We start from the raw sequence: 25,702 nt of genomic DNA on the forward strand, positions 1-25,702 counted from the left end.
TCCTACTTACTTTCAATAACTTGATCGATTAGGCCATATTCTAAAGCTTCTTGGGCTGTCATGGCAAAGTCACGATCAGTATCTTTTTCAATTTTTTCTAAGTCTTGGCCTGTATTTTCAGCTAAGATATGGTTTAGTCTATCTTTTATTTTTAAGATTTGTTCAGCTTGGATTACAATGTCAGATGCTTGTCCTTGGGCACCACCGCTTGGTTGGTGGATCATGATATTTGAATTTGGTAGAGAAAACCTCTTACCTTTTGCACCTGATGAAAGTAAAACTGCACCCATAGATGCTGCTTGACCGATACAAATTGTTGATACATCTGGTTTGATGTAATTCATTGTATCAAAAATTGCAAGACCACTTGTTACAACCCCACCTGGAGAGTTGATATAAAATTGGATGTCCTTATCTGGATCTTCACTTTCTAGAAATAGTAATTGAGCAATGATAATATCACTCATTTGATCATTTACTTCCCCTGATAGGAAAATTATCCTATCTTTTAGAAGTCTAGAATATATGTCATAGGCTCTTTCGCCTTTGTTTGTTGATTCTACAACTGTTGGTACTAAGTAATTTCTAGTTTGCATATAATCTCCTTACTTTAAATTAAGGATGATATCTTAGTTTTCTTCGCTTTCTTTAGAATCTTCGCTGTGGTTATGGTCGTGGTTGTGGTCATGATCATCGCCAACTGCTTTGTGATATTCTTCGTGTGGTAGGGCTTTTGCGTTTTTAACTAAAAGTTCTACAGCCTTACGACGTTTGATATTTTCTTTGATTGTATCTTCTGATACATTTTTTCTAAAGATTTCTTTGAATTTGTCGATATCATCTACACCATACATTTTTGCTGATTCGTTGATTTCTTCTTCAATTTCATCATCAGTAACATCGAAACCTTCTTTTAGAGCTACTTCATCAATTACAAGATTTGCTTTAACTCTATCTTCTGCTTGAGCTCTGTATTGTTCTCTAACTTGGTTGATGTCCATTTGAGTCATTTCGATATATTGAGCAAGACCGATACCCATTTGTTGTAGTCTTTGGTCAAGGTTTTGCATTTCAACATCGATTTCTTGTTTTACTAGTGATTCTGGTGTTGAAACTTCACTTGCTTTTACAAGAGCATCGATTGCTTGGTTTTGTTTCATGTTTGTTGCAAAGTTTTCTTTATCTTCTTTTAGTTTTTCTCTTAAGTCAGCTTTTAATTCATCAAGAGTTTCGAATTCAGAAATATCCATTGCAAATTCATCATCTAGTTCTGGTAATTCTTTTGTAGTAATTGAATTGATTTCTACTTCAAATTTAGCTTCTTTACCTTGGAATTCTTTTGCTTGGTAATCTTTAGGGAAAGTTACATTTACATCAAATTTATCGCCTGCTTTGTGTCCTACAACTTGTTCTTCAAAACCTTCGATAAATGTTTTTGAACCTAATTCTAGGTCATAATCTTCAGCTTTTCCGCCTTCAAATCTTTCTCCATCTAGGAAACCATCAAAGTCGATATTTACTGTATCACCCATTTTTGCTTCGCCATCTTCAACTGGAATTAGTCTAGCATTTTCTTCTTGTTGACGAGATAGTTCTGCATCTATATCTTCATCAGTTACTTCTGATGAAATATCTTCAATGATTAATTCGCTGTAATCTCCTAAAGTTGGGTGTGGTTTTGTTTCTACTTCAACTTTGAAAGTAATATCTTTATTTTTTTCTATATCATCAAGGTCAACTGATGGTTGGTCGATTGGTTCAAGACCTAATTCTTCTACTGCAGCTTCGTATGGTTCTGGGAACACAATTTGGATAGCTTCATCATAGAAGATTTCTGGGCCGTACATTTTTTCTAATACTTTTCTTGGAACATGTCCTGCCCTAAATCCATCAATTCTGTATCTTTTTTTGTTTCTTTTGTAAACTGTATCTACAGCCTTTGCAAAGTCATCATATTTTACGTCAAATTCAAATTTTGCAATGTTATTATCATGAGATTTTAATTCTGTCATTTCTTCCTCCTGCTTATATAGCTACTCATTTGTTTAATATACTACATCTATGTCTATCAATCAACATTTAAAAGACTAGATTTAATGTAGTTTATAATGTCTTCTTTATTATTTTTTAATTTCTCATCATAGATTAAATTTTCTATATTATTGAGGGCTTTTCCCAATTCTTTGCCCTCTTTAAAACCTAGTTTTTTTAGGTCATTGCCATTTATTTTTATTTGGCTTTTACTTGTTGGTATATCATCATTTTTTATCTCTTTTAATAAAGCTAGGCCCAAATCAATATTTGAGTCATCAGCATGTTTGGTAGACATCACATCTGCCCTTTGGAGCTTAAAGAGATTTAATAAATTTTCCTCACCTATATTCCTTAAAAGTTTTCTAACTGATTTTTTGGTGTAGGTGTTGGTATTATCCATATGGCGTTTTACCAAAATAGTTGTATTTTCTATAAACTTCTTAGAATATTTTAAGATTTTAAGTCGATTTATCAAAAGCTCCTCAGAAAGAGATTGGTGGCCAAAAAATCTCCCTTCTCCATTTTCATCTAAGAAAAAGGTATCGATTTTGCCAACATCATGGTAAAGAGCTGCCATTCTTACTTCAAGAATTGCTGGTGTTTTTTCCAAAACGCTCAAAGTATGGTCATATAAGTTTTCTGCATGAAAACTTGAATGTTGGTCAAAGCCCCTTGTTGCAAAGACTTCAGGGAAAATATATTCTAAGAGTCCTACTTCATCCAAAAGCATTATTCCCCTCTTGGGATCATCTGCAAGTAAAATCTTATTTAATTCTACTTGGATGCGCTCTTTTGATATTTCATCAATGGATCTTGCATTTTCTTTAATTGATTTTTTTAAATCATCAGCTATTTCAAATTTTAGGGTACTTGCAAATCTTACCGCCCTTAGTGATCTTAGGACATCTTCCCTTATGCGTTCATTAGGATTTCCTACGGCCCTTATGATTTTACTCTCCAAATCTTTTTTGCCATCAAAAATATCAATGATTTCACCATTTCTTTTTGCCATTGCATTTATGGTAAAATCTCGTCTTTTTAAGTCTTCTTTTATATCTTTTGTAAAAGCAATTTTTTCTGGATGGCGTTTGTCAGCATATCCCGACTCACGCCTCATGGTTGTAATTTCATATTCATCTGGTCCATCTAGGACTTTTATAGTCCCAAATTTCGCACCAATATCAATTGTCTTATAATCCTTAAAAACTTCTTTGATTTCTTCTGGCAAGGCTGATGTGGTTATATCTATATCGAAATTTTCTCGATTTAAAAGCTCATCTCTGACACAACCACCAACTTTATAGGCCTTATATCCAGCATTTTCGAGTTGATCAAGGATTTTATCAGTCTTCTTTTTCATCATCACTTGTTGTTTTTGCTTTTTTTTGTACATCAATCCTATAGCTTACAAGGTCATCTCCATTGTAAACTTTAACAGCATCTGGAAGGTCTAATTTGACATCTCCTGTTGAATTTGACCTTAGATAGTTAATATTTACTGGTTTTGTTGGGATTTCTTCAATATCTCTGATTACGGATTCTTGTCCTTTGATAACTATTGAATCTGGAGAAAGCTCTCTTGCTGTTTCTTCATAGTCCCTATCAATGCGACCGCTTGTTACAAGCTTTAAATTTACTCTTTTAGTTTCATATACTAAAAATGAAACATTTACATCTTGGTGGGAAATATTTATATCAGATAGGACCTTGCCATTTTTATCCAAGACCTTTACAGGCAAATTGTGGATTTTGCCATCTAATAAGTTTATATCATCTATTCTTAGCTCTGCCCTATCTATCTTATTTATGATACTTGCAGGTCCTTTTACTGTTACTTCTTTTGGAGACAACTCATTTACTTCAACAATTCTACCATCTTTTATTTCATCAGAAAAGATAAGATTGACCGGCATGGTTTTTTCTATAACCTTTTGAATATTTAAATTTATTTCACCTGGTTCTATTTCATCAACGCTGACACCAGATGGTATATCAACTTCTATATCTAGTGATTGAACTCCTTCTTTTAAATCAGAAATATCAACACTTGCATAAATATTTTCTGACCTTAAAGATAGCAATTTTTCACGACTTCCCTTAAGTTTTACGTTTGTTGCGTAGGATTCGTTTTTACCAATTATGGTGTATCCTTTTTTTTCCAAATCATCTTGGTTTCTAATTACAACTGGTATATTGCGATAGCTTTTATTTACTGTTGGATTTGTTGTGTTTATGACAAAGGTCCACATAAATATGGCTACTATTATTGAAAGAATTTTTAATTTCAAATCATTTTTATTATTCATCGTCATCTTCTTTCTTTTCATCATCGACAGTTTCTTCTCTTACGAAGACCAGGTCTTTTTTTAGTCTTTGTTTAAAGGAATCTTCATCAAAATATCTGTCGATTCTGCCAGATTCTACAATTGAAATATTTCCTGTCTCCTCACTTACAACAATTACAATTGCATCTGATCTTTCAGATATACCAACTGCTGCCCTATGGCGTGTTCCTAGCTCTTTTGAAATCAAATTTGAATTTGAAAGTGGCAAATAGCAAGCCGCTGCAATGATTTTTTCATTATTTATAATAACTGCACCATCGTGTAAGGGGGTATTTGGGATAAAAATATTTATAAGAAGTTCGCTTGAAACATCAGCATCCAAGGTTGTTCCACTTTCTACTATGTCATTTAGGCCAACTTCTCTTTCTAAAACAACTAAGGCTCCTATTTTTTGGCGAGAAAGTGAAGTCATAGCACGGGTTAGCTCATCGATGCTTCTTTCATTTTTTACGGCACGCTCGCCAGTAAAAATAGACCTACCACGGCCAATTCGCTCTAAGGCTGACCTTAGTTCTGGTTGGAAAACTACGATTATAAATACAAGGGCAACGGTTAAAAATTGATTCATTACCCAGCTAACTGTATTTAGATTTAAAATATCAGCAACTGATGCAAAAATTAAAACAATTATAAGTCCATATAAAACTTGCTCAGCACGGGTGTTGCGTAATAAAGAAAATAATTTATAGACAACAAAGCTAATTATTGCTATATCTATTATGTCTGTAACTCTTATAAGTGCTAAAGAGTTGAAAAAATCAGTAAAATAATTCATCTGTCCCCCTAATCCTTTTCTACTTATATAGTACTATTTTTTAGGTCTTGTCGGTAGTTTTTTGCAAAATAAAAACACCTAAGTCTAGGTGTTTTTTTATCCAAGCATAACATCAAGGATCATCATTATTACAAAACCTGCTGCAAATCCAAGAGTCCCAATATTGGTGTGGGCCTCTCCCTCGCCTGTTGCTTCTGGTATAAGTTCTTCAACTACTACATAAAACATAGCCCCAGCAGCAAAGGCCAATAGATAAGGCAAGATTGGAATCATAATTTGTGATAATAAAATTGTTATAAATGCTGCAATTGGCTCAACCACACCAGATCCTACTCCCATCCAAAAAGCCTTATTTTTATCCACTCCAGCTTGACGAAGTGGCATAGAAATAATTGCTCCTTCTGGGAAGTTTTGTATGGCAATTCCTATAGAAAGCACAAGGGCTCCTGCTAAACTCACATTTCCTGTGCCAAAAAGTGCACCAGCATAGGAAACTCCAACTGCCATTCCTTCTGGAATATTGTGGATGACTACAGCTAAAACCATCATGGTAGTTTTCTTAAGTTTTCAACATTTCGACCTTCTGGCGCTTCAGAGTCAATATGTTGGTGGGGTATAGCACTATCAAGGAATAATAAAAACAAAATCCCTATTATAAAACCAATTACAGCTGGAATCCAGCTCATCCTCCCCATATTTCCTTCCACCATATCCATGGCAGGAATTAGTAGTGACCAGATACTTGCTGCCACCATGACACCAGCAGCAAAGCCTGATAAACCTTTTTGTACTTTTGGATTTAGCTCATCTTTCATGACAAAAACCATGGCAGAGCCAAGGCTTGTACCTAAAAATGGAATGAGCAATCCAAGTATAGTTTCTTTATTCATTTTTTCTATCCTTCTAAATAATTTAATAATTTTGTGAATCTATCTTCCAAATTTCATCTGCATAATTAATAATTGTCCTATCTGATGAGAAAAATCCTGCATTTGCAATATTCATCAGACATTTTCTAGACCAAGCTAATTTATCCCTATAATCCTTATTTATTTTTTCGTGGGCTTTTTTGTAATCTTCAAAGTCCTTTAAAATAAAATACCTATCTCCACGAGATCCATCTTGTGGATTTATTAATTCGTTATAAATATCAAGGAACATATAAGAATTATTGTCATCTAACTCTCCATTTACCAAAGCCTCAACCGCATCTTTAATATCCATATTAGTTTGATAAATGCCTCTTGGATTATAAGATTGGTCAATTTCGTTTAGCTGTTCAACTGTAGCTCCAAAACGATAATTATTTTCTTCTCCCGCATGGTCAAAAATTTCTATATTTGCCCCATCATAGGTGCCTAGGGTTAGTCCGCCATTTAGCATAAATTTCATATTCCCAGTACCAGAAGCTTCCTTACCTGCTGTTGAAATTTGCTCAGAAACATCAGCTGCAGGATAGATTTTTTCCCCATATGATACTCTGAAGTTTTCTACAAATACTACTTTTAATTTTTCATTTACATCAGGGTCATTATTAACTACCCTTGCCACTTCATTTGCAAGTTTGATAATGGCCTTTGCTCTGAAATATCCTGGTGCTGCCTTTCCTCCAAAAATAAATGTAGTTGGATAAAAGTCCATGTCTGGATTTTTCTTAAGTTCATGATATAAATAAATAATGTGGAGGATATTTAAATGCTGACGTTTGTATTCGTGAATTCTTTTAACCTGGATATCAAAGATTGATTCTGGGTCAATTTTTATCCCCTCATTTTCTAGGATATAAGTAGCAAGGCGTTTTTTATTTTCCTGTTTTATATCCCAAAGCTCATTTAAAACATCTTCATCATCAGCAAATTTTTCCAGTCCTTTAAGCTCATCTAGATTATATTTCCAATCCTCTGTACCAAGTTTTTCTGTAATGAATTTTGAAAGGGCTCTGTTTGAGTAAACTAACCATCTTCTTGGTGTTATACCGTTGGTTTTGTTATTAAATTTCTCTGGAAAAATTTCATACCAATGTTTAAAAGTATCATCTTTTAGGATTTCTGTATGAAGGGCTGCTACACCATTTACTGAAAAACCAACATAAATTGCAAGATTTGCCATATGAACTTGGTCATAAATTACAATTCTATATGGGTCGATTTCAGTTTCAGAAAGTCCCTTTTCCTTAAAATTATTTACCAAAAGATCATTAATTTGATAAATTATTTCTAGACACCTTGGACTTACTTCTTCAACAATATCAATTGGCCATTTTTCAAGGGCTTCTTGTAAAACCGTGTGATTTGTAAAGGCAAAAACTTTTTGAGTGATTGCAAAAGCTTCTTCAAATTCTAGTCCATTTTCATCCACCAAAACCCTAATTAATTCTGGGATTGCAATGTTTGGGTGGGTGTCATTTAGCTGTATGACATGGTAGTTATGGAAGTTTTTAAAGCGCAAGTCATCAGAAAAATATCTCTTATATTTTGCAATCAAGTCCTGGATAGAGGCAGAAACAAAGAAATATTGTTGTTTTAGCCTTAAAACCTTACCTGCCCTTTGCAAATCATTTGGATATAGGACTCTTGTGATATCCTCGGCCCTATTTTTCTTAGCTACTGCAGCATCGTATTCAAAATTGTTAAATTTATCAAATTCAAATTCTTCAAAGGGTTCAGCCTGCCACAATCTTAAGGTATTTACTTTTCCATTTTCAAGGCCGACTACTGGCATATCGAATGGGACTGCCTTTACAGCTTGATCTCTAAAGTTTACAATTCTAGAGTCAGAATCCACTCTAATTGACCAACCATCCCCATCTTTTATCCAGCTATCTCCTTCTTCTTTTTGAAATCCATTTTCAAAAGATTGCTTAAAAATGCCTTCACGGTAGCGAACACCATAGCCGTACATATTTATATCTTGGGTGGCTGCAGAATCCATAAAACAAGCAGCTAGACGCCCTAGTCCACCATTACCAAGGGCTGCATCATCCTCATAGTCTTCGATTGCTTCAAAATCAATTCCTAGTTCATCTAGTAATTCTTTTACTTCATCATAAATTCCAAGATTTATAAGGTTATTTCCCAAAGACCTACCGATTAAAAATTCTGCTGAAAAATAATAGGCAGTTCTTTCGTATCTGGATTTATTCTTGCTGGCCCTCCATTCTTGGTTGATACGCTCCATAATTGTATCGCAAAGGGCATCATACTTATCTTTTTCGCTTGTTTCATCAAAATTTTTAAGAGTTATCCTCTGCAGGTTTTCTACATAATCTTCTGTAAACTTATTCTTTGCTAAATTATCCATTATATCTCCCATATAATCTTGACATTTCCTTGATTTTTATTGGCAAGGAATCTGTAAAATCTTCTTTTTTCGCTCTCCACTTCCAGTTATCACCCAAAGTGGATGGAGTATTTATTTTCGCTTGATCTCCCATTTCAAAAAAATCTTGGATTTGAAAAATAGCAAGATCAGAAACTGATGCCATTAAAGATCTAATGATTTCCCAAACATAATCCTCTTTTTCTAAATTTTTCAGTCCAAAATATTTTTCTACAAGGGATAATTCTTCATCATCAAGTGATTCTAACCAACCTTTAAGAGTTGATGAATCATGGGTTGATGAATAAACAACTGAATTTTTTTCATATTTATGTGGCAAGTAATTGCTATCGAAAGTACCATCAAAGGCAAATTGGATAACATTCATGCCTGGAAAGCCGTAATGATTTTTTAATGCATCGACTTCCTTAGTGATATACCCCAAATCCTCTGCTATAAATTGCTTATCAGGAAATTTTTTTAGCAAGTAATCAAAAAAATCATAGCCCCCAGCTGGTTCCCATTTGCCAAATTTTGCATTTTCATCTGTGGCTGGAATTGCGTAATATTTTTCAAATCCTCTGAAATGATCAAGGCGAAGCAGGTCATAAGTTCTTAATGCCATTTCTAGCCTATTTTGCCAAAAGCTATAGGAATCCTCTTTCATTTTCTCCCAATCATAAACAGGATTGCCCCAAAGTTGTCCAACTTCAGAATAGGAATCAGGTGGTGCACCCCCAACTATAATTGGTTCTTTAGTTTCTGGATCGATTTTTAAAATATCTGCATTAACCCAAGCATCACAAGAATCATAGGCAACATATATTGGTAAATCACCGATAATTTCTATATTGTGTCTATTGGTGTAAGCTTTTAATTTTTGCCATTGGCTGAAAAATTGGTATTGGATAAAGATATAAAAATCTATATCTTCCTTATGTTTTTCTTTAAATTCTTTAAGGGCATCTGGATTTCTATCTCTTAAGTCCTCATCCCATTCCACCCAGTTTACATCAAGTTTATCGTGCTTGATTGCCATAAAAAGGGTGTAATCTTCTAGCCAAAAACTTTCTTTTTTTCTAAATTCAGATATTTTTTCATCCAATTTTCCCTTTGAGTTTTCAAAGGCTTTTTTTAGTGTACGGTAGCGTATATTATACTGGATGGCGTAGTCAACGTATCTTTCATTATCTCCAAAATTTATATTTTCTAGGTCATCTTTTTCTAAAAGTCCATCTTCAATCAATATATCAAGGTCTACAAAGTATGGGTTGCCTGCAAAAGATGAAAAGGCCTGGTAGGGACTATCTCCATAAGAAGTTTGACCTAGGGGCAAAATTTGCCAATATTTTATAGAAGCTTCTGATAAAAAATCTACGAATTCATAGGCAGCCTTGCCAAAGGTTCCTATCCCATAGGGTGAAGGAAGAGAAAAAATTGGCATTAGGACACCATTTGATCTTTTAAGTCTTTCTTGCATAATTTTTCCTATAAGAGTTCTATAAAGTTTATAACTGGCACTTCGTATGGGTGATTTGATTTTATTATTTCAAAGACTTCATCCTTTTCTTCTGCTTTTATTCTAAATTCTAATTTCACTTCATTTACTTCACAAGGCTTACCAACTTCTCCTATATCAGGATTTGATCCTTCTAGGGGAATAAAATGTCCTGTTACTACACTTTCTGCAAATACAGAATCATAGCCATCATCCTTTAAAATTTCTTTTTCATTTAGTCCTTCTATTACTTGCCACTTATCATCTGCTGGTACAAAAACTTCAACTTTGATATATTTCATAATCATTCCTTTCAAAATAAATTAGTCCGCTATATGATTTTAATTGCCTATCAAAAATTTCAAAATTTACCTTATAAACTCTCCCCCAACTAGAAATAACTAGTTCATGGTAGTCGCCCATATCGTTGCACTCTGTGATTGTTACCCCGTGGTGGGCTAGGACTTTAACATTTTTACTCATCCAGTTTATAAAAATGACTGGGCAATTTTTCCTAAGGCCTTCATTTATAAAGGCAATTTTTTCTTCTGTACTGTGTCGTCTTATAATATATTCTTGCATAATATAAGCATAGAGATTTAAGTCACGATTTCGCCTTATACGATTTACCCTACGGTTAAGGGCTTCTGCTGTTGGTACACCGTTGATATGGGGACGAATTTTTTTGTAAAAATCATAATGGTTCTTGTTGTACTCTTCTAAAGTAAATTTTTCATCAGGATGATACATATATAGGTAAGCATTAGTAAATGCAGTTACTACACAAGACCTATCCCTATAAAATTTTGAAACACCTAATTCTCCCAAGGCATTTTGATAGCCTCCATAATAGAGACCATTTTTGCCTCTTACCGGAACAAATTCTCCTACTTTGCTATTTTTTAATTTCATTTTTATCCTAAATTCTTTTTAATCTTTCATTTTAACTTTACCCTAGAAAAATTTTTTCTTCTATCTAGGATTTGTTATAATTGTAGGTACATAAAGTTAAGGGAGTAGATATGAAAAAATGTTATATAATCGCGGGCGGCGAATTTGATGGTTTTTTTGATAAAGTAAATGAAGAGGATATGGTAATTGCAGCTGATAAAGGACATATCTATGCAAAAGAGTCAGGTATTACACCAACTATGATAATAGGTGATTTTGATTCGGCAAATCAACCTGAGGGAGATTTGGTTATAAAATTAAATCCAATAAAAGATTATACAGACACAAAAGCTGCCCTAATGGTGGCTGAAGATTGGGGCTATGATGAGATAATTATTTATGGTGGCCTAGGTGGACGCGAGTCTCACACCTTTGCAAACATTACAAATGCCTTAGAGTTTAAGAAAAAAGGTATAAATGTTGTTTTGAAATCAAAATATAAAAGTTTTTATATTGTAGATGATAAGCTCGATTATAAAATTAAGGATAGTGAAGATTTTTATGTTTCAATCTTTGCCCTTTCTGATATTGTAAAGGGAGTTGATATTAAGGGTTTATATTACGAATTAAATAATTTTGATCTGACAAATGACAATGCCCTTGGAGTATCAAATGAAACTTGTGGTAAGGATTTTAAAATAAAAGTTAAAAGTGGATACCTGCTTGTGATTTTTGAAGATAAGTCAATTTAAAAAGACCCCTTATGGGGTCTTTTTTATTCAACTTTTCTATCTAATTCTTTTTGTCTAAGTTCTTCAACTGTCTGGTTGGATTTTTCTGCTACAGTTATCCTATCCATACTTTTTTCTTTTAATTTAATATGGGTCTTATCTTCAACTAATGTATATACTACCGTTGCTAGTGGCATAAATAATATCATGCCTAAGATACCAAATAATCTACCACCTAAAAATACCGAAAGGAAAATCCAAATTGCTGGCAAACCAGAATTTTTCCCAATTACTAGTGGGTATAGAATATTTTCTTGAACTTGCTGTAAAATTACTAAAAATATTATATAAATCAGCGATTGGATTGGTGATTGGATGAATATCAAAATCATACCAAAGGCACCTGCTATAATTGGCCCAAAGTATGGAACTATATCCATAGCGCCAACCAAAACAGAAATCATACCTGCATATGGCATTCTTAATATTTTCATACCAATATAATTAAATATACCTAGTGATATGCAAGATAAGACCTTTGAGTCCAAAAATTTGGAAAATGAATCATAGGTTAGTTTAAATAAATAATTTATTCTATCTGCTCTTTCTTCGCTAAAGTTTGCATATAAAATTTTATTGGCATTTTGTCTTAGGTTTTTCTTATTTACACTTACATAAATAGAAAATACAAATCCCATGGCCACAGCTATTAATCCTGATCCTACTGATGATAGGATATTTTGAGCCCTATTTAATAAATTCGAACTGTCTCCACTAATATAGGCTGTAACTGCATCTGAAATTTTAACCACATCTAGGTCTTGGAAATAGTCTTTAAATTGGACTGCCTGCTTATGGATAGCTGGGAATTTTTCTGTATATTCTAAAAGTGAATCCATAAATACTGGCAGGTTAGTAATACCTGTTTGAAGGGCATTGATAAATTCTGGAATAACAACGACTAAAAGTATACTTACTCCAGCAAAAAAGATTAGCCAGCTGACTATAAGCGAAAGTGCAACTACCAATTTTTTGTGTTTTAAAGGATCGATTACCTTACCAAAAACTTTTTCTTGGAAAAAATTCATAGGCAAATTTATCACAAAGGCTATAGCAAAGCCTAGTAATATCGGCCTAAAAACTGAATAGGTAGCTACTAAAAATTTGCCAATAGGCTCTATATACCAGATTGCAAAAAATGTTAAAAGTAAGATAAGGCCTACTTTTAAATTATTTTTTGATTGTTGGTCTAATTCATTTTTTTCATCTATTTTCATTTTTTTCCTCTCAAATGATATTAGTCTTCAAGGCTCATGCTAAGGTCCAACCATTTTTCATCAAGGACTTTTTTTCTTTCTTCTAATTCCTTAATCTTTGCAAAAGTTTCTACTACTTTTTCTTGGTCAGCATAAAAATCTGGGGCCAGGCTTAGGTCAGTTAGGCTTGCAATTTCATTTTCAATTGCTTCCATCTCATTTTCAGCATCCCTAATATCATTTTTTATTTTCTTAATTTCATTTTTCTTTAGATTTTGTTTTTTCTTTTCTTTGACTAGTTGGGTCTTGCTTATAGATTGACCCTGTTCTATACTTTGACTTTGTTCCCTAAGTTTATTTTCATAATAAGTATAGTTACCCAAATATTCGTCCATGCCATCAGATTTCATATCTAAAATTTTGCCTGCTATCTTATTTAGGAAATACCTGTCGTGGCTAATAATTAGCATAGTTCCTTCGTAATCAAGGATAGCATCTTCTAAAATCTCTTTAGAATCAATGTCCAAATGATTAGTTGGCTCATCCATCAAAATGAAATTTGTATCTGAAATCATAAGCTTTAATAGAGAAATCCTAGCACGCTCACCTCCGGAAAGTTCTGCAATTTCCCTATCAACATCATCTCCATAAAACATAAATTTGGCAAGATAGGACCTAATTTCAAAATTTGTCATCATTGGATATGTTTGACTTATTTCTTCGAAAATTGTATTTGATAGCTTTAAAGATTTTTGCTCTTGGTCAAAATAACCTATATTTACGCTTTGGCCAACTTTAACTTTGCCGGCTGATGGCATTTCTTGGCCCATTATTATCCTAAAAAGAGTTGTTTTTCCAACCCCATTTTCACCTATTATTGCAGTTCTCTCGTTGCGGTATAGGTTAAAGGAAATATTTTCAAAAATTTTCTTATCTGCAAAAGATTTTTCTAAGCTCTCAACCTTCAGAACATCTTCCCCACTTTGGATGCGAGGAGTAAATTTTAGCTTCATGGAATTTTGGATAGTTTCTGGCATTTCTATTCTTTCCATCTTATCCAAAAGTTTTTGGCGTGATCTGGATTGGGAAATACCTCTTTTTCTTTTTGACCCACCTTGGTTTTTAAGGCGGTCGATGATTTCTTCCTGTCGGTCGATTTCTTTTTGCTGATTTTTATATTGGTGCATACGAACTTCTAGGTCTTTTTTACGTTTTTTTACAAATGTAGTGTAATCCCCATTATAAGTTGTAAGTCCGCCATTTTCTAGCAAAAATATTCTGTTTACAGTACTATCCAAAAAATACCTGTCGTGGGAAATTACTATTACTGATCCAGAATAATTTTTGATAAAGTTTTCTAAAAACCTGATAGCTCCAATATCTAGGTGGTTAGTTGGCTCATCTAAGAGTATTAAATCCGGTTTTTCTAAAAGTAAATAAGCTAGCTCTACTCTTGCTTTTTGCCCACCTGATAAATTTATAATATCCTTATCAAAATCTTCTTCGCCAAAGCCCATGGCTTTTAGGGTGCCTTCTAGCTCAGATTTGATAGCATAACCATTTTTTTCTTCAAACTTTTCAAATAATTTACTATGTTCTGCCAAAAGATTATCCATTTGGTCTGGTTTTAAGTCAGGATTTGCTAATTTTTGTTCAATTTTTCTTAAATTTGCTTCTATATCGATAATATCATCAAAAACTTTCATGCAATAATCATAAATACTTATATGATAGTCTATAGAAAGTATTTGCTCTAGATATCCAACCTTGACATTATTTGATATGTAAACTTCACCGGAGTCTTTTTCATTTTCTCCCATTAGAATTTTAAAAAGGGTAGATTTGCCGGCCCCATTTATACCAATGAGCCCAACTTTATCACCCTTTTCAATCTTAAAACTTACATTTGTAAATATGTCCTTGGTCGGATATGATTTACTCAAATTGCTTGCTGTAAGTATATTCATTTTTAAAAATTAAAGTCCTCTGGAGAATTGATGAAGTAGGTTAATGTAAATAAGGATTCATCAAGGTGCACATTTTCAAGGACAACATCATTTTTTGTCTTTATATCTACTGGAGAAAAGTTCCAAATCCCATCTACATTTCCATCGCAAAGTATATCACAAACTTCTTGGCTAGCATCTTTTGGTGTAGAAATTATACCAATATCAACTTTATTATTTTTTAGGTAATCAGGAAGTTTCTCTATACTGACAATTTCCGGATCATTTTCATTGGCTTCTCTTGCTTCTAGATCAAATACTGCATCGATATGATAGCCTAAATCTTGGAAGGATTTGTATTTATAAAGTGCATGGCCGATATTTCCAAAACCAACTAGGACCATTTTGTACTTTTTATCGACACCAATTATTTTTGAAAGCTCATCCATTAGCTCACGCACATTGTATCCATAGCCTTGTTGGCCAAAACATCCATAATGATTTAAGTCTTGTCTGATTTGACTTGCTGTTAGTCCTGTAATTTCTGATAATTCTTTTGATGAAACCCTTACTATGCCACGATCGTTTATGCTTTCTAGGTACCTATAATATTTTGGTAGTCTTTTGATAACCGATAATGATACACCATTGTCTTTAGCCATTGTTCTCCTCATCTTTCATAAATTCTATATCTTCATCTGTTAAATCTTCCACAAGAATTACTTCTTCAGTGTTATATGTAGAATCATCATTAATATCTGATTCAAAGACTATTTTTTCATCAATGTCTTTTGTTATATTATACTCAATTTCACTGTCATTATGCAAATTTTTGTTAATTTCTAAATTTTCTTTATTATTATCTACAACAGGTTCGGAGTATTCTAAGTACTCCTCATTTTTATTTTTTAGCTTTAAAGCATTGATAACATGAGCAAAATATACAATTATTAATATGGTGTATAAAACCAATTGACTGTTGGCATTTAAAAATTGATTATTAAATGATAGTCCTACTGGAAGTCCTGGGATAAATCTTGCTAGGACTAAGATTGCTGGCACACTTAAAATCGCAAATCCAAGGCCTGTTACTATGGCTACTAATATTGACCAGCCATATGATTCTTTTTGAAATAAAATATAAATCCCAAAAATAAGCATAAGGACCCAGGCTAAAACAAAACCTGCCGCCCAAATATAGGAAACTAGCCATATATTTAAATTTGCTGATACAATAGTTATTAAAAACACTAGCAAAACCACAACACTTAGAATTTGGCTGAGTGTTCTTTCAAACCTTCTATCCATATTTACCTCTTATTTATTCTTTTTTGATTTGTATCTAAGGTTGCTATCTAGGATTCTTTTTCTAATTCTTAGATTGTTTGGGGTAACTTCGATTAGCTCATCATCTTCTACAAATTCCATCATCTCTTCAACACTCATTTTCTTTGGTGGAGTTAAGATAATGGCATCATCTGATCCTGATGCACGAGTGTTGGTTAGCTTTTTGGTTTTGCAGACATTTACATCTATATCAAGGCCTTTTGCATTCATACCAACCACTTCCCCTTCGTAAACTTCATCTCCTGCTTCGATAAATAAAAGTCCACGTGATTGGGCAGAATTTAGCCCATAGGCTCTTGCAATTCCTTGTTCACTTGCAATAAGTGATCCGTCTTGACGAGTTTCTATATCACCCTTATATGGAGCGTATTCTTCAAATTCTGAGTTTAGAATACCTGTCCCCTTTGTATCTGTTAAAAACTCAGTTCTATAACCAATTAATCCACGTGCTGGGATTCTAAAAATCATTCTTGTATAGCCTGAAGAAGTTGGTGTCATATCGATAAGTTCACCTTTTCTACGTCCAAGTTTTTCTATAACTGATCCAGTGTATTCTTGGTCAACGTCAATTGTTGCAATTTCAATCGGTTCATTTCTTTTTCCATCGATTTCTTTAAACATTACTTCTGGCTTAGAAACTTGGAATTCATATCCTTCACGTCTTAAGTTTTCAATTAAAACTGATAGGTGAAGTTCTCCACGTCCTGATACCTTAAAGCTTTCTGTGGAATCAGTATTTTCTACCTTGAGTGAAACATCTGTTTCTTTTTCTTTAAATAATCTTTCTCTTAAATGGCGGCTGGTTACAAATTTACCATCACGGCCAGCAAATGGTGAGTCATTTACTGAAAATGTCATAGAAAGGGTTGGTTCAGATATTTTTGTAAATTCTATTGGCTGGCTATCTTCTTCTGTACCGATAGTATCTCCAATGGAAATATCTTCCATACCTGATAGGGCAACAATTGATCCGAATTTTGCTTCTTCTACTTCTACCCTATCTAGGCCGTCAAATTCGTAAATTGTTACAATTTTTGATCTTTCGTGGCGGTCTTCTTCATTATAATTTGTAATTACTGCATTGGCGTTTTTCTTAATGATACCTTGTTCTACCTTACCAATAGCAATAGAACCTAAAAATGAGTTGTAGTCAGTAGTTGATACTAAAACTTTAAATGGAGCATCTTCATCTGCTTCAAAGGCTGGAGTGTGTTCGATAATTGTATCAAGTAAGTCTATCATATCATTTTTTACAGTGCCTTTTTCTAAAGATGCCCAGCCATTTTTAGCTGATGCATAGACAAAAGGACTTTCTAGGTAAGATTCATCTGCATCAAGTGAGATAAATAAATCTAGGACCTCATCTTCTACTTCATCAATCCTTTGGTCTGGCCTATCTACTTTGTTTATACAAATGATAGCAGGCAAGCCAAGTTCAATTGCCTTTCTTAATACAAATTTTGTTTGTGGCATAGGTCCTTCGTGGCTATCTACAACCAAAACTACAGACTCAGCCATATTTAAAACACGTTCTACTTCACCACCAAAGTCCGCGTGGCCTGGTGTATCTATAATATTTATTTTTGTATCCTTATAATGAATAGCAGTATTTTTAGAAAGGATTGTAATTCCTCTTTCTTTTTCAATACTGTTTGAGTCCATTACTCTCTCGTTAACCTCTTGGTTGTCCCTAAAAGTACCAGAACTTTTTAAAAGTCCATCTACTAGGGTAGTTTTACCATGGTCTACGTGGGCAATAATGGCTACATTTCTAACGTCATCTCTTTTCATAATTCCTTCTTTCAAACTAGTAAATTCTATCAATATATTATATCGATTGTGGATAAATTATCAATAAAGATAATAAAAAAACACCTAGCTAATAAAGTTGTCTAGATGTTTTGACTAACTTTTTGCTCATCTAAAAGCAAAAAAGCCACTATAGTATTATCTTTTACTATTATATTATCGCAAAGATTGTAAACTAATTGGATGCCCCTGCCATGATCTGCAAGCATGTCGCGATCTTTGGTGTAGTCTATCCCATCACCCTCATCTTTTACTTTTATCATACAATAGTCCCTATCCAGCAGCATGATAATATCAATCAGTTTTTCATAATTTTTTCCATTGCCATGCTTGTAAGAATTTGTTATAAGCTCATCTAAAACAAGTCTAATTTTAAAAATAATATCCTCATCATAATTTTGTTTTTTCAAAAAACTTATAATATCATCTCTAAATTCTTTTATAAGTCTTAGGTCACTATGTATGAGATTTCTGATAATCTCCATACTTCTCTCCTTCATTCAATATTTTTATACCCAAAGATTAAGAAAAAAACAGAATCTTTAATAAAAATGTATTAAAATCAGCTAAAAGTGGTATAATATAAATGTAATAACAATGAAAGGAGACATTGGTATGAAATACGTATGTACAGCATGTGGATACATTTATGATCCAGCTGAAGGAGATGTTGATAACGGAATCGAAGCTGGTACAGAATTTGACCAACTACCAGAAGATTGGGTTTGCCCAATTTGTGGAGTAGGCAAAGATATGTTCGAACCACAAGAATAATTTAAAAACGCAAGAGGCTTATTTAAGCCTCTTTTTATTTTGCAAAATTATTGCAAAAAAATAAGCCCTTTGGACTTATTTGCGAATATTTTTTCGATTTCTTAGTACAAGGCTTATTGATATTGCTAAAGAAATTATTAAAACTACAAAAACTCCAATAGCAACTTTAAAAAATGGTCTTTCCTTATCTTCACTTGCAAGTTTTGGAGATTTCTCTAAGGAAGTAGTTTTTGTAACCTTAATATTTTTCTTCTCTTTCCTAGATTCTTCTCTTTCACTTGGCTCTATTTCTAAAACCAGGGTTTCATTTTTTTGATCGTAAATAGATACTTCGTTTTTTTTGGCTGATTCGTAAGCTTCTTTGGATGCGCTTTTTAAATTATCATTTATCCTTTGGCTTGCTTCTTTCATCAAGGCTTCTTTTTCCTCACTTGTTGCTGCGTTTTCTATTTTTTTATTGTAGTCTGCAACAATTTTTTTAGTTGAATTTGCAATTTTTTCGCTCTCTGCCTTGGTAATTTTATCTGAAAGCATGACCTCGCCAACTAATTCTACAGCCTTTTTGTAATCCTCTGACTGTTTTGATCCTTTGTGACTATTTGAATTATCTAATCCAGCTTGGATTTCCCTGGTATTTTGATCTAGCTCCTTGATTAGTGCCTCTACTTCATCCTTTGTTTCTTGGTCAATTTTTCTTGGTGTATGTGTATTTGACTGTGTCTGTACTTTGGTTTGTGGTCTGCTTTCAGTCTTTGTTTGTGTTTGTTGATTTTCTTTTGCTTTTTGTTCTTCCCTATATTTTTTGTTGACCCTCTCATTTACTTCTGATGCTCTTGGGTCGATAGTAGGGCTTGATTTATTTTCTGTTTTATTTGTCTCTAGTTTTATTCCATCTGCCTTTTGGACTTTTTTTTCTTCTATCTGCACTTGGGGCATTTCAAGTGGTTCTTCTGTAATTGTAATTTCATCCCCACTTTTTATATCTGTTTTCTGGTTTGCTGGCTGATTTTGATCATCAGCATTAGCAAATGATGGCCTTATAGAAAATAAAGTCACTAAAAGACAAAGAAACATCAAAGCTTTGTTTTTTGACTTCATATCATTCTCCATCCATAGTTCTTCACTATTATTTTACACTTATTTTCTACACATTTCAAACAAAAAGACGCCTTATACTGTAGGCGTCTAATTTTAAGTGTTTGTTTAATATTGGTCAGCATCATTTGTTAGATAAAATCCTTTACCAATAATTTTCGATGTATTTACGATTGTAATAAATGCTGATGGATCTACTCCCTTGATATATCTTTTAAAAAGCGGTGCTTCTTTTGGTGAAAGCACAGATAAAAATACAAATCTGTGGATGCCCTTAAAAAGTCCCACACCATTTAAAACTGTAGCTGAACGTCTAAGATCTTCCCTGATAAATTGGCCAACTTCTTCTGGTTTTGTAGTTATGATTATAAAAAGTTTGTCGGTGTTTAGTGAATGGATAATTACATCTACAAATATTCCCTTAAGTAAGAGCCCTAAAATAGATAGCAAACCAATTTCCACATTAAATATCCAAAGAGAAGCTATGGTAAAGGCACTATCTACACATAAAAGAGCCCTTCCAACTTCAAGGGATGAATATTTTTTGATAATCATCGCAATTATGTCCGTCCCCCCAGAACTTGCTGCCAGATTAAACAAAATGGCAGATCCAAAGGCTGAAATTAATAGGGTAAATATTAATTCCAAAAGCTTATTATCAGTCATTGGCCCTGCTATTGGGAAAATATAAGAAAGCCCTAGGGCTGTAAGCGAATTTAAAATCGCTACATAGCCTGTCCTTAGGGTAAAATGCTTGCCTAAAATAAAATATGCTATTACAAGCAGTGTTATATTTATAAAAAGTGTAATTTGAGGACGGGTAAAGGGCACAAAGGTTGATGCAATAATACTCATCCCCTCTACCCCACCTATTACAAATGAGTTTGGATATTTAAAAAAGTGGGTTCCAAAAGCCATCAAAATGGCTGCAAAGGACATCATCAAGTATCTTTGCAATTCATCCATGGGGTCATGGTTTTGTTTGGCCTCTGCTCTTTTTTCAAGGTAATCATTTACAAAATGATTTCCAAAAACTTTATTATCTTTCTTCTCCTGGCGACCTGATCCTGCCACAGCTATTTCTCCTTAAAAATAGAATTTAATTATTTGAGTAATTATCAAAATATCCTTGAACTAAAACAATTGGTGTTCCCTTATCTCCAGAGCCTGATGTAAGGTCTGCAAGAGATCCTAACAGGTCTGTGATTTGCCTTGGAGTTGTACCTAGGGTTTCGTTTTTGCCAACTAATTCTTTTTCTTTTTTAGAAATCCTATCTACCATAGCTGAAGTTCTATCATCAATAGATAAGTCAGAAAACTCATTATCAGCAATGTATTTTATTTTTAATTCGCTTGGAGTTCCAGTTAGACCTTCTGTAAATGCAGGAGAAACTATTGGATCTGCTAGCTCCCAGATTTTGCCAACTGGATCTTTGAAGGCTCCATCTCCATAAATCATTACTTCGATTTGTTTTTCAAAATGGTCTGTTAATTTTTTTTGAAGGTTTCTTACAAAGATTTCTCCATCTCTTGGGAAAAGTTTCACTTCATCTTCTGTTGATAAATTTGACCCTAAAAGTCCATAGTCTTTGTTAAATCCGGATCCGTCAACAGATTCAGTTAGGATTTGATCAAGTGATAGGATATTTTTTCCACCAGCTTCTTTTAATTGTCTTTTGATAATATTTCTGGTGTGGATTGAACAAACTAAGACTTGGTCAGAAAATCTTAAACTATCTACTGGATTATTTAGAAAATGTATTTCAGAATTTGGTGCAAGTTCTGTGTAAAGGGCAGGATAATCCATGCCTGTAAATGTGTGTTTGTAATCTCCTGCTATTTGTCTAAATTCTTCAATATCTAGAACATCTTGGTAAGGATTTATATTGCTATTAAATAAATCCATCTCATCCATCAAATAATTTCCTACTTCATCTTGTGGATATGATAGGCAAATATGTAATTTTTTGCCAGAAAGTGCAATAGCCTTTAATAAAATTGAAAATCTATTTCTAGATAGAATTGGGAATAAAACTACTAGTTCATCTCCCTCAAACTTATTATTAATATCTTTTGCAATTTGCTCTATGCTAGCATAATTTCCTTGTGCACGTGCTACAAGTGACTCGGTAACACAAACTACATCCCTATCATTTATAGTAAGATTGTGATTCTCGCTAGCTTTTTTTACAGTTTCAAAAACTATTTCTTCTAAATTGTCGCCTTTTTCAATGATTGGTGCGCGAAGTCCCAATGATTTTGTTCCAATAATTCTTTGCATTATTAACCCCTCTCTTTAAAAAAATTATACATCTAATCAGAAAAATTTAAAAGATGCTAGAATCAACTTCTAGCATCAAATTTAGTCCCACATTTTGGGCATCTTACCTTTATTTTACCTTTTTTCTTAGGAATACGGAGTTTTTGGCCGCATTGTGGACAAGAAACATATTTATAATTTTTATCCCCCACAGTTTCGTTTTTAAAACCCTTGAAAGATTTTTTGATAGGATTTAGAAAAACTTGTTTAAATTGATTATTTTCGGCAATTCTTTTTTCCTTATTAGCTGAAAAAAATCTAAATATTGCATAAATCACATTTACTAGGGCCAAAATATCCAAAAATTGTGAATGGGTAAAATATGCAAGCAGACTAAAAATTATCCCCAACCATATCAAAAAAATCCCATATTCATCTATATTAAATTTATCTTTCATCAATGTCCTCTACTAATTCTTTCATAATCTTGCTAATATCGCCCTTTAGAACAAAATCAGCCGCACTTTCCTTGCCAGTGTCATCTTTATTTATCAAAATTAATTTATTTCCATTATAAAAATCAATCAGACCTGCTGCAGGATATACTGCCAGAGAAGTTCCACCGATTATTAAAACATCAGCATGGGAAATTAAATTTATAGCATGGCTAATGTAATCTTGGTTTAAGCCCTCACCATATAGGACAATATCAGGACGCACAATGCCATCACATTTTTGGCATCTTGGAGTAGATGTAAATTTATTTGCGTAGGTAAAATCATATTTTTCGCCACAATTTGTGCAGTAATAATCATTTAGTGTCCCGTGCAGCTCAATTACATTTTTACTGCCAGCCTTTTGGTGAAGGCCATCAATATTTTGAGTAATTATCCCTTGAAGTTTGCCCATTTTTTCTAGTTTTGCAAGTGCAAAATGACAGTCATTTGGCAAAACTCCATCAACCATGAGATTTTCTCTTATATAAGTGCTAAACTCATCCGGATGATTTTGAAAAAACTCGTGGCTTAACATATACTCTGGCGAGTAATTTGAATTATTTTCCTTATTATAAAGGCCAGTTGCTGACCTAAAATCTGGCAGGCCAGAAGCAGTAGATACTCCAGCACCACCGAAAAATACTATATTATTTGAATTTTTGATAATTTCTTTAACTTCTTGCATCATCCCTCCTAGGATAGGTCTAAATTATTCTTAATATTTAATTGATTAACAAAAATCACAAAGATAAGTGCTAAAAAATAATAAACAATAGGTGTAATATTTTTATAAATGTTTAGGCTACCAACTGCAAAGGGAAATATAAATCCATAATTTATTGGTCGAGTGTGTTGGATAGCTCCATTTACAATAGCAAATGAAAAATACTTACAAACAACAAAGCCAAGCACTATTATAAGTAAAATCAATCCGTAGCCATAAAATCTACTTCTCTTTCCTTGGCCAAATCTATTTAGACTTTTAAAGTAAAAAACAAAGCTAGTCAAAATCAATATCCATATTAAACCCAAAGCATAGAAATAAACTATATCTGATGTAATTCTAAATCTTAGGGCCCACAAAGATATAAATAAAAATATCAAATTAATAATATAAATAATTGCTAACTCAAATACCTTTGCCCAAATAATTTTTTTCTGAGCCTTTGGAAGAGAATATTTTAATATTGCCCTTTCTGTATTAAAATCCTTATTTATGGTTAAAACCATATAAAAAATATTAATTCCAATGAAAAATACCGTTGCTAAGGCAAATATTCCATTGGAAAATACTGAATCGGTCAGATAATTTGCCGACAAAAATCCATGGCCCAAAAAAGATAGGCCAGTCAAAATTATTTGAAGGATTATAAGCTTTCCTAAAAATCCCCTATTTGCTTTTAAATCGTATTTTATAAATTTATTCATACTTACCCTAAATATATTTCATCATAATAATCGCTAATATCCATTTGATTTTGATTTCTAATTTCTCTTGCTGATCCAAAATCATGAATCCTTCCCCCTGCTAGGAAAATCACTTGGTCAAATAAATTTTCCATTTGGGCTATTTGGTGGGTTGATATTAGAAAAGTTTTTTCATCTTCTGCCTTTTCAATAATTAGATCAATAATTTTTGCAGCTGAAATCGGATCAATGCCATCAAGGGGTTCGTCAAAAATATAAATATCAGCATCTCTTGATAAATTTAAACAAAGACCCAACTTTTTATAATCTCCTTTTGAAAGACCCTTGATATTGCTTTTTGGATTTAAATAAAAATATTCTAAAATTTTATCAAAAAAATCTCTATCAAATCCATCATAAAAATCCGCATACATTTGACTAGATTCTTTTATACTTTGAGTGGCATATAAAAATTTTTCATCAGGCAAATATGCAATCTTGTTTTTATCAATATTAGATATTTTTTGCCCATCAAGAATTATTTCACCCATATCTTGGCGAATTAATCCCGCTAGTGCCTTTAGTAATGTAGTTTTACCAGATCCATTTGGTCCAAGAACTCCACTTATCTTTCCCAAATCTATATTTAAGGAAATATCATCCAGAGCATTGACCTCGCCATATTTTTTTGTAAAATTTTTAATTTCTATTGCCTTATCCATTTGCAATATCCCTTTGTTTTAATATTTCAATAACTTGATCCAAACTAACACCGATTTTGCTTAAATTTTCAGCAAAATCATTGATATAAGAATGTAAAAATTCTTCTTTTAGCCAAAATATTTTATTTTCATCTGCAGAAAATATGTATGATTGGCCTTGATTTTGGATGATTCCTTCTTTTTCTAGTAAGTCAAAAACTTCTTTTACATAAGAAGGATTTACTTTAAACTTACTTGTAAAAAATTTTTTTTCAAAAAATGGATCTCCATATTTTCTTCTACCAGAAATTAGCTCCATTGCTACAAAATCTCTTATTTCACTTTGTTTATTTTTATAAACCATTGCCATGCTCCAAACTTACATTTGCATCATAATCTTTTACCGCATCTATAAAAACTGTCATAAGCCTTTGGCCATACTCACCAAGATTGATAAACATATGCCTATAATTTATAATCCTTATTTGATAATCGGTAGTCACCAAAAAATCATAAAGGGCATCTAGGTTTTCTACATAATAGTAAAAATCAATTTGCTCATTTAAAAGCTTATAAAAGGTCTTTTGGTCGGTAAAATCTTTTGCATCTAAAACTAGCATAATTTTCCTTAATTTGTGTTTACTTTTAATTTTGCTTATGGTATTATTATAACAGACTTCCCAAAAGTTGGGGTCAAAATTTGCTTTTGTAAACTTTTTTTAAAAAAACTTTTACAAAAACTTGACATAAAATAAAATAGGGTGTATACTTACATAGTAATCACTTAACGGGGTGTGGCGCAGCTTGGTAGCGCGCGTGTTTTGGGAACATGAGGTCGAAGGTTCGAATCCTTTCACCCCGACCATTGATTTAAAGCAGTTTGTACTGCTTATTTTTTTACTTATTTTTATATTTTTATTTAATATAATGATTTATTGTTGCTAGCTCTTGGCTTTGAGAAGATGAGGCTCGATGCTTCGAATCCTTTCACCCCGACCATAAATTTAAAGCAGTTTAT

General features: G+C 32.9%; 26 protein-coding genes, 1 tRNA gene and 1 pseudogene. 3 read left to right on the forward strand and 25 right to left on the reverse strand.

Annotation, left to right across the window (positions count from 1 at the left end):
- Nucleotides 1–2: 2 nt before the first annotated feature.
- The 10 genes and pseudogenes from clpP to ACF3NF_RS02615 form a co-directional block, all read right to left on the reverse strand.
- Nucleotides 3–596 (reverse strand): ATP-dependent Clp endopeptidase proteolytic subunit ClpP, encoded by a 594-nt coding sequence (gene clpP / locus ACF3NF_RS02570; protein ID WP_262122918.1) that lies wholly within the window; start codon nucleotides 594–596, stop codon nucleotides 3–5.
- Nucleotides 597–629: 33 nt separating this feature from the next.
- On the reverse strand, nucleotides 630–2,012 hold the full coding sequence (gene tig, locus ACF3NF_RS02575; protein WP_394023948.1) for a trigger factor: 1,383 nt from the start codon (nucleotides 2,010–2,012) through the stop codon (nucleotides 630–632).
- Between the two features lie 56 nt (nucleotides 2,013–2,068).
- Nucleotides 2,069–3,427 (reverse strand): CCA tRNA nucleotidyltransferase, encoded by a 1,359-nt coding sequence (locus ACF3NF_RS02580; protein ID WP_394023950.1) that lies wholly within the window; start codon nucleotides 3,425–3,427, stop codon nucleotides 2,069–2,071.
- Complete coding sequence (locus tag ACF3NF_RS02585) at nucleotides 3,378–4,340, reverse strand: CdaR family protein (RefSeq protein WP_394023952.1); 963 nt, start codon at nucleotides 4,338–4,340, stop codon at nucleotides 3,378–3,380. Before ACF3NF_RS02585 ends, ACF3NF_RS02580 begins: the two co-directional genes overlap by 50 nt.
- Complete coding sequence (gene cdaA, locus ACF3NF_RS02590) at nucleotides 4,333–5,154, reverse strand: diadenylate cyclase CdaA (protein ID WP_394023954.1); 822 nt, start codon at nucleotides 5,152–5,154, stop codon at nucleotides 4,333–4,335. Before cdaA ends, ACF3NF_RS02585 begins: the two co-directional genes overlap by 8 nt.
- Nucleotides 5,155–5,250: 96 nt before the next feature.
- Nucleotides 5,251–6,044, reverse strand: a pseudogene (locus ACF3NF_RS02595) (ZIP family metal transporter).
- Between the two features lie 22 nt (nucleotides 6,045–6,066).
- Nucleotides 6,067–8,454 carry a glycogen/starch/alpha-glucan phosphorylase gene (locus tag ACF3NF_RS02600; RefSeq protein WP_394023956.1) on the reverse strand — a complete coding sequence of 796 codons (2,388 nt, stop codon included), beginning with the start codon at nucleotides 8,452–8,454 and terminating at the stop codon, nucleotides 6,067–6,069.
- Entirely contained in the window at nucleotides 8,447–9,952 is a 1,506-nt protein-coding gene (gene malQ, locus ACF3NF_RS02605; protein WP_394023958.1) for a 4-alpha-glucanotransferase, read from the reverse strand. The genes ACF3NF_RS02600 and malQ overlap by 8 nt, the downstream gene beginning before the upstream one ends.
- A gap of 8 nt (nucleotides 9,953–9,960) precedes the next feature.
- Nucleotides 9,961–10,272, reverse strand: a complete 312-nt coding sequence (gene cutA, locus ACF3NF_RS02610) for a divalent cation tolerance protein CutA (protein ID WP_262122905.1) — start codon at nucleotides 10,270–10,272, stop codon at nucleotides 9,961–9,963.
- Complete coding sequence (locus ACF3NF_RS02615; RefSeq protein ID WP_394023960.1) at nucleotides 10,253–10,882, reverse strand: hypothetical protein; 630 nt, start codon at nucleotides 10,880–10,882, stop codon at nucleotides 10,253–10,255. Before ACF3NF_RS02615 ends, cutA begins: the two co-directional genes overlap by 20 nt.
- Nucleotides 10,883–10,992: 110 nt before the next feature.
- Here ACF3NF_RS02615 and ACF3NF_RS02620 point away from each other — a divergent pair, with 110 nt between their 5' ends.
- Nucleotides 10,993–11,613, forward strand: a complete 621-nt coding sequence (locus ACF3NF_RS02620; RefSeq protein WP_394023962.1) for a thiamine diphosphokinase — start codon at nucleotides 10,993–10,995, stop codon at nucleotides 11,611–11,613.
- 23 nt (nucleotides 11,614–11,636) lie between these two features.
- On the opposite strand, the gene ACF3NF_RS02625 is transcribed toward ACF3NF_RS02620, so the two are convergent.
- The 6 genes from ACF3NF_RS02625 to ACF3NF_RS02650 all read right to left on the reverse strand — a co-directional run bounded on the left by ACF3NF_RS02625 (nucleotide 11,637) and on the right by ACF3NF_RS02650 (nucleotide 18,435).
- Nucleotides 11,637–12,869: an AI-2E family transporter gene (locus tag ACF3NF_RS02625; protein ID WP_394023964.1), complete on the reverse strand. Its 1,233-nt coding sequence runs from the start codon at nucleotides 12,867–12,869 to the stop codon at nucleotides 11,637–11,639.
- A gap of 20 nt (nucleotides 12,870–12,889) precedes the next feature.
- The gene (abc-f, locus tag ACF3NF_RS02630; protein WP_394023966.1) at nucleotides 12,890–14,815 is read right to left on the reverse strand and encodes a ribosomal protection-like ABC-F family protein; all 1,926 of its coding nucleotides are present in this window, start codon (nucleotides 14,813–14,815) and stop codon (nucleotides 12,890–12,892) included.
- 2 nt (nucleotides 14,816–14,817) lie between these two features.
- A complete protein-coding gene (locus ACF3NF_RS02635) occupies nucleotides 14,818–15,456 on the reverse strand; it encodes a redox-sensing transcriptional repressor Rex (protein WP_262122896.1) in 639 nt (212 codons plus the stop codon).
- Nucleotides 15,449–16,102 carry a hypothetical protein gene (locus ACF3NF_RS02640; protein ID WP_394023969.1) on the reverse strand — a complete coding sequence of 218 codons (654 nt, stop codon included), beginning with the start codon at nucleotides 16,100–16,102 and terminating at the stop codon, nucleotides 15,449–15,451. The genes ACF3NF_RS02635 and ACF3NF_RS02640 overlap by 8 nt, the downstream gene beginning before the upstream one ends.
- Before the next feature lie 9 nt (nucleotides 16,103–16,111).
- The gene (gene typA / locus ACF3NF_RS02645; RefSeq protein WP_394023971.1) at nucleotides 16,112–17,932 is read right to left on the reverse strand and encodes a translational GTPase TypA; all 1,821 of its coding nucleotides are present in this window, start codon (nucleotides 17,930–17,932) and stop codon (nucleotides 16,112–16,114) included.
- Between the two features lie 101 nt (nucleotides 17,933–18,033).
- Nucleotides 18,034–18,435, reverse strand: a complete 402-nt coding sequence (locus tag ACF3NF_RS02650) for an ATP-binding protein (protein WP_394023973.1) — start codon at nucleotides 18,433–18,435, stop codon at nucleotides 18,034–18,036.
- Between the two features lie 130 nt (nucleotides 18,436–18,565).
- On the opposite strand from ACF3NF_RS02650, the gene rd reads away from it, so the two are divergent.
- Nucleotides 18,566–18,724 (forward strand): rubredoxin, encoded by a 159-nt coding sequence (gene rd / locus ACF3NF_RS02655; protein ID WP_101540267.1) that lies wholly within the window; start codon nucleotides 18,566–18,568, stop codon nucleotides 18,722–18,724.
- Nucleotides 18,725–18,799: 75 nt separating this feature from the next.
- On the opposite strand, the gene ACF3NF_RS02660 is transcribed toward rd, so the two are convergent.
- The 9 genes from ACF3NF_RS02660 to ACF3NF_RS02700 form a co-directional block, all read right to left on the reverse strand.
- Nucleotides 18,800–19,822 (reverse strand): hypothetical protein, encoded by a 1,023-nt coding sequence (locus ACF3NF_RS02660; protein ID WP_394023975.1) that lies wholly within the window; start codon nucleotides 19,820–19,822, stop codon nucleotides 18,800–18,802.
- A gap of 105 nt (nucleotides 19,823–19,927) precedes the next feature.
- A complete protein-coding gene (locus ACF3NF_RS02665) occupies nucleotides 19,928–20,893 on the reverse strand; it encodes a YitT family protein (RefSeq protein ID WP_394023977.1) in 966 nt (321 codons plus the stop codon).
- Nucleotides 20,894–20,918: 25 nt separating this feature from the next.
- Complete coding sequence (locus tag ACF3NF_RS02670) at nucleotides 20,919–22,100, reverse strand: coenzyme F420-0:L-glutamate ligase (RefSeq protein ID WP_394023979.1); 1,182 nt, start codon at nucleotides 22,098–22,100, stop codon at nucleotides 20,919–20,921.
- Between the two features lie 62 nt (nucleotides 22,101–22,162).
- Nucleotides 22,163–22,537, reverse strand: a complete 375-nt coding sequence (locus ACF3NF_RS02675) for a zinc-ribbon domain-containing protein (RefSeq protein WP_262122887.1) — start codon at nucleotides 22,535–22,537, stop codon at nucleotides 22,163–22,165.
- Entirely contained in the window at nucleotides 22,527–23,261 is a 735-nt protein-coding gene (locus ACF3NF_RS02680; protein WP_458103072.1) for an NAD-dependent protein deacylase, read from the reverse strand. Before ACF3NF_RS02680 ends, ACF3NF_RS02675 begins: the two co-directional genes overlap by 11 nt.
- Before the next feature lie 8 nt (nucleotides 23,262–23,269).
- Nucleotides 23,270–24,004 carry a hypothetical protein gene (locus ACF3NF_RS02685; protein ID WP_394023983.1) on the reverse strand — a complete coding sequence of 245 codons (735 nt, stop codon included), beginning with the start codon at nucleotides 24,002–24,004 and terminating at the stop codon, nucleotides 23,270–23,272.
- Between the two features lie 2 nt (nucleotides 24,005–24,006).
- Entirely contained in the window at nucleotides 24,007–24,705 is a 699-nt protein-coding gene (locus ACF3NF_RS02690; protein WP_394023984.1) for an ABC transporter ATP-binding protein, read from the reverse strand.
- Nucleotides 24,698–25,048, reverse strand: coding sequence for a GntR family transcriptional regulator (locus ACF3NF_RS02695; RefSeq protein ID WP_394023986.1), 351 nt, complete (start codon nucleotides 25,046–25,048; stop codon nucleotides 24,698–24,700). Before ACF3NF_RS02695 ends, ACF3NF_RS02690 begins: the two co-directional genes overlap by 8 nt.
- On the reverse strand, nucleotides 25,038–25,304 hold the full coding sequence (locus ACF3NF_RS02700) for a barstar family protein (RefSeq protein WP_394023988.1): 267 nt from the start codon (nucleotides 25,302–25,304) through the stop codon (nucleotides 25,038–25,040). Before ACF3NF_RS02700 ends, ACF3NF_RS02695 begins: the two co-directional genes overlap by 11 nt.
- A 168-nt stretch (nucleotides 25,305–25,472) precedes the next feature.
- Here ACF3NF_RS02700 and ACF3NF_RS02705 point away from each other — a divergent pair.
- Nucleotides 25,473–25,549: transfer RNA gene (locus ACF3NF_RS02705), tRNA-Pro, on the forward strand.
- The last annotated feature ends 153 nt before the right edge of the window (nucleotides 25,550–25,702 follow it).

The organism is Anaerococcus martiniensis (genome assembly GCF_043187485.1).
In the GTDB taxonomy this organism is placed as follows: Bacteria; Bacillota; Clostridia; order Tissierellales; family Peptoniphilaceae; genus Anaerococcus; species Anaerococcus martiniensis.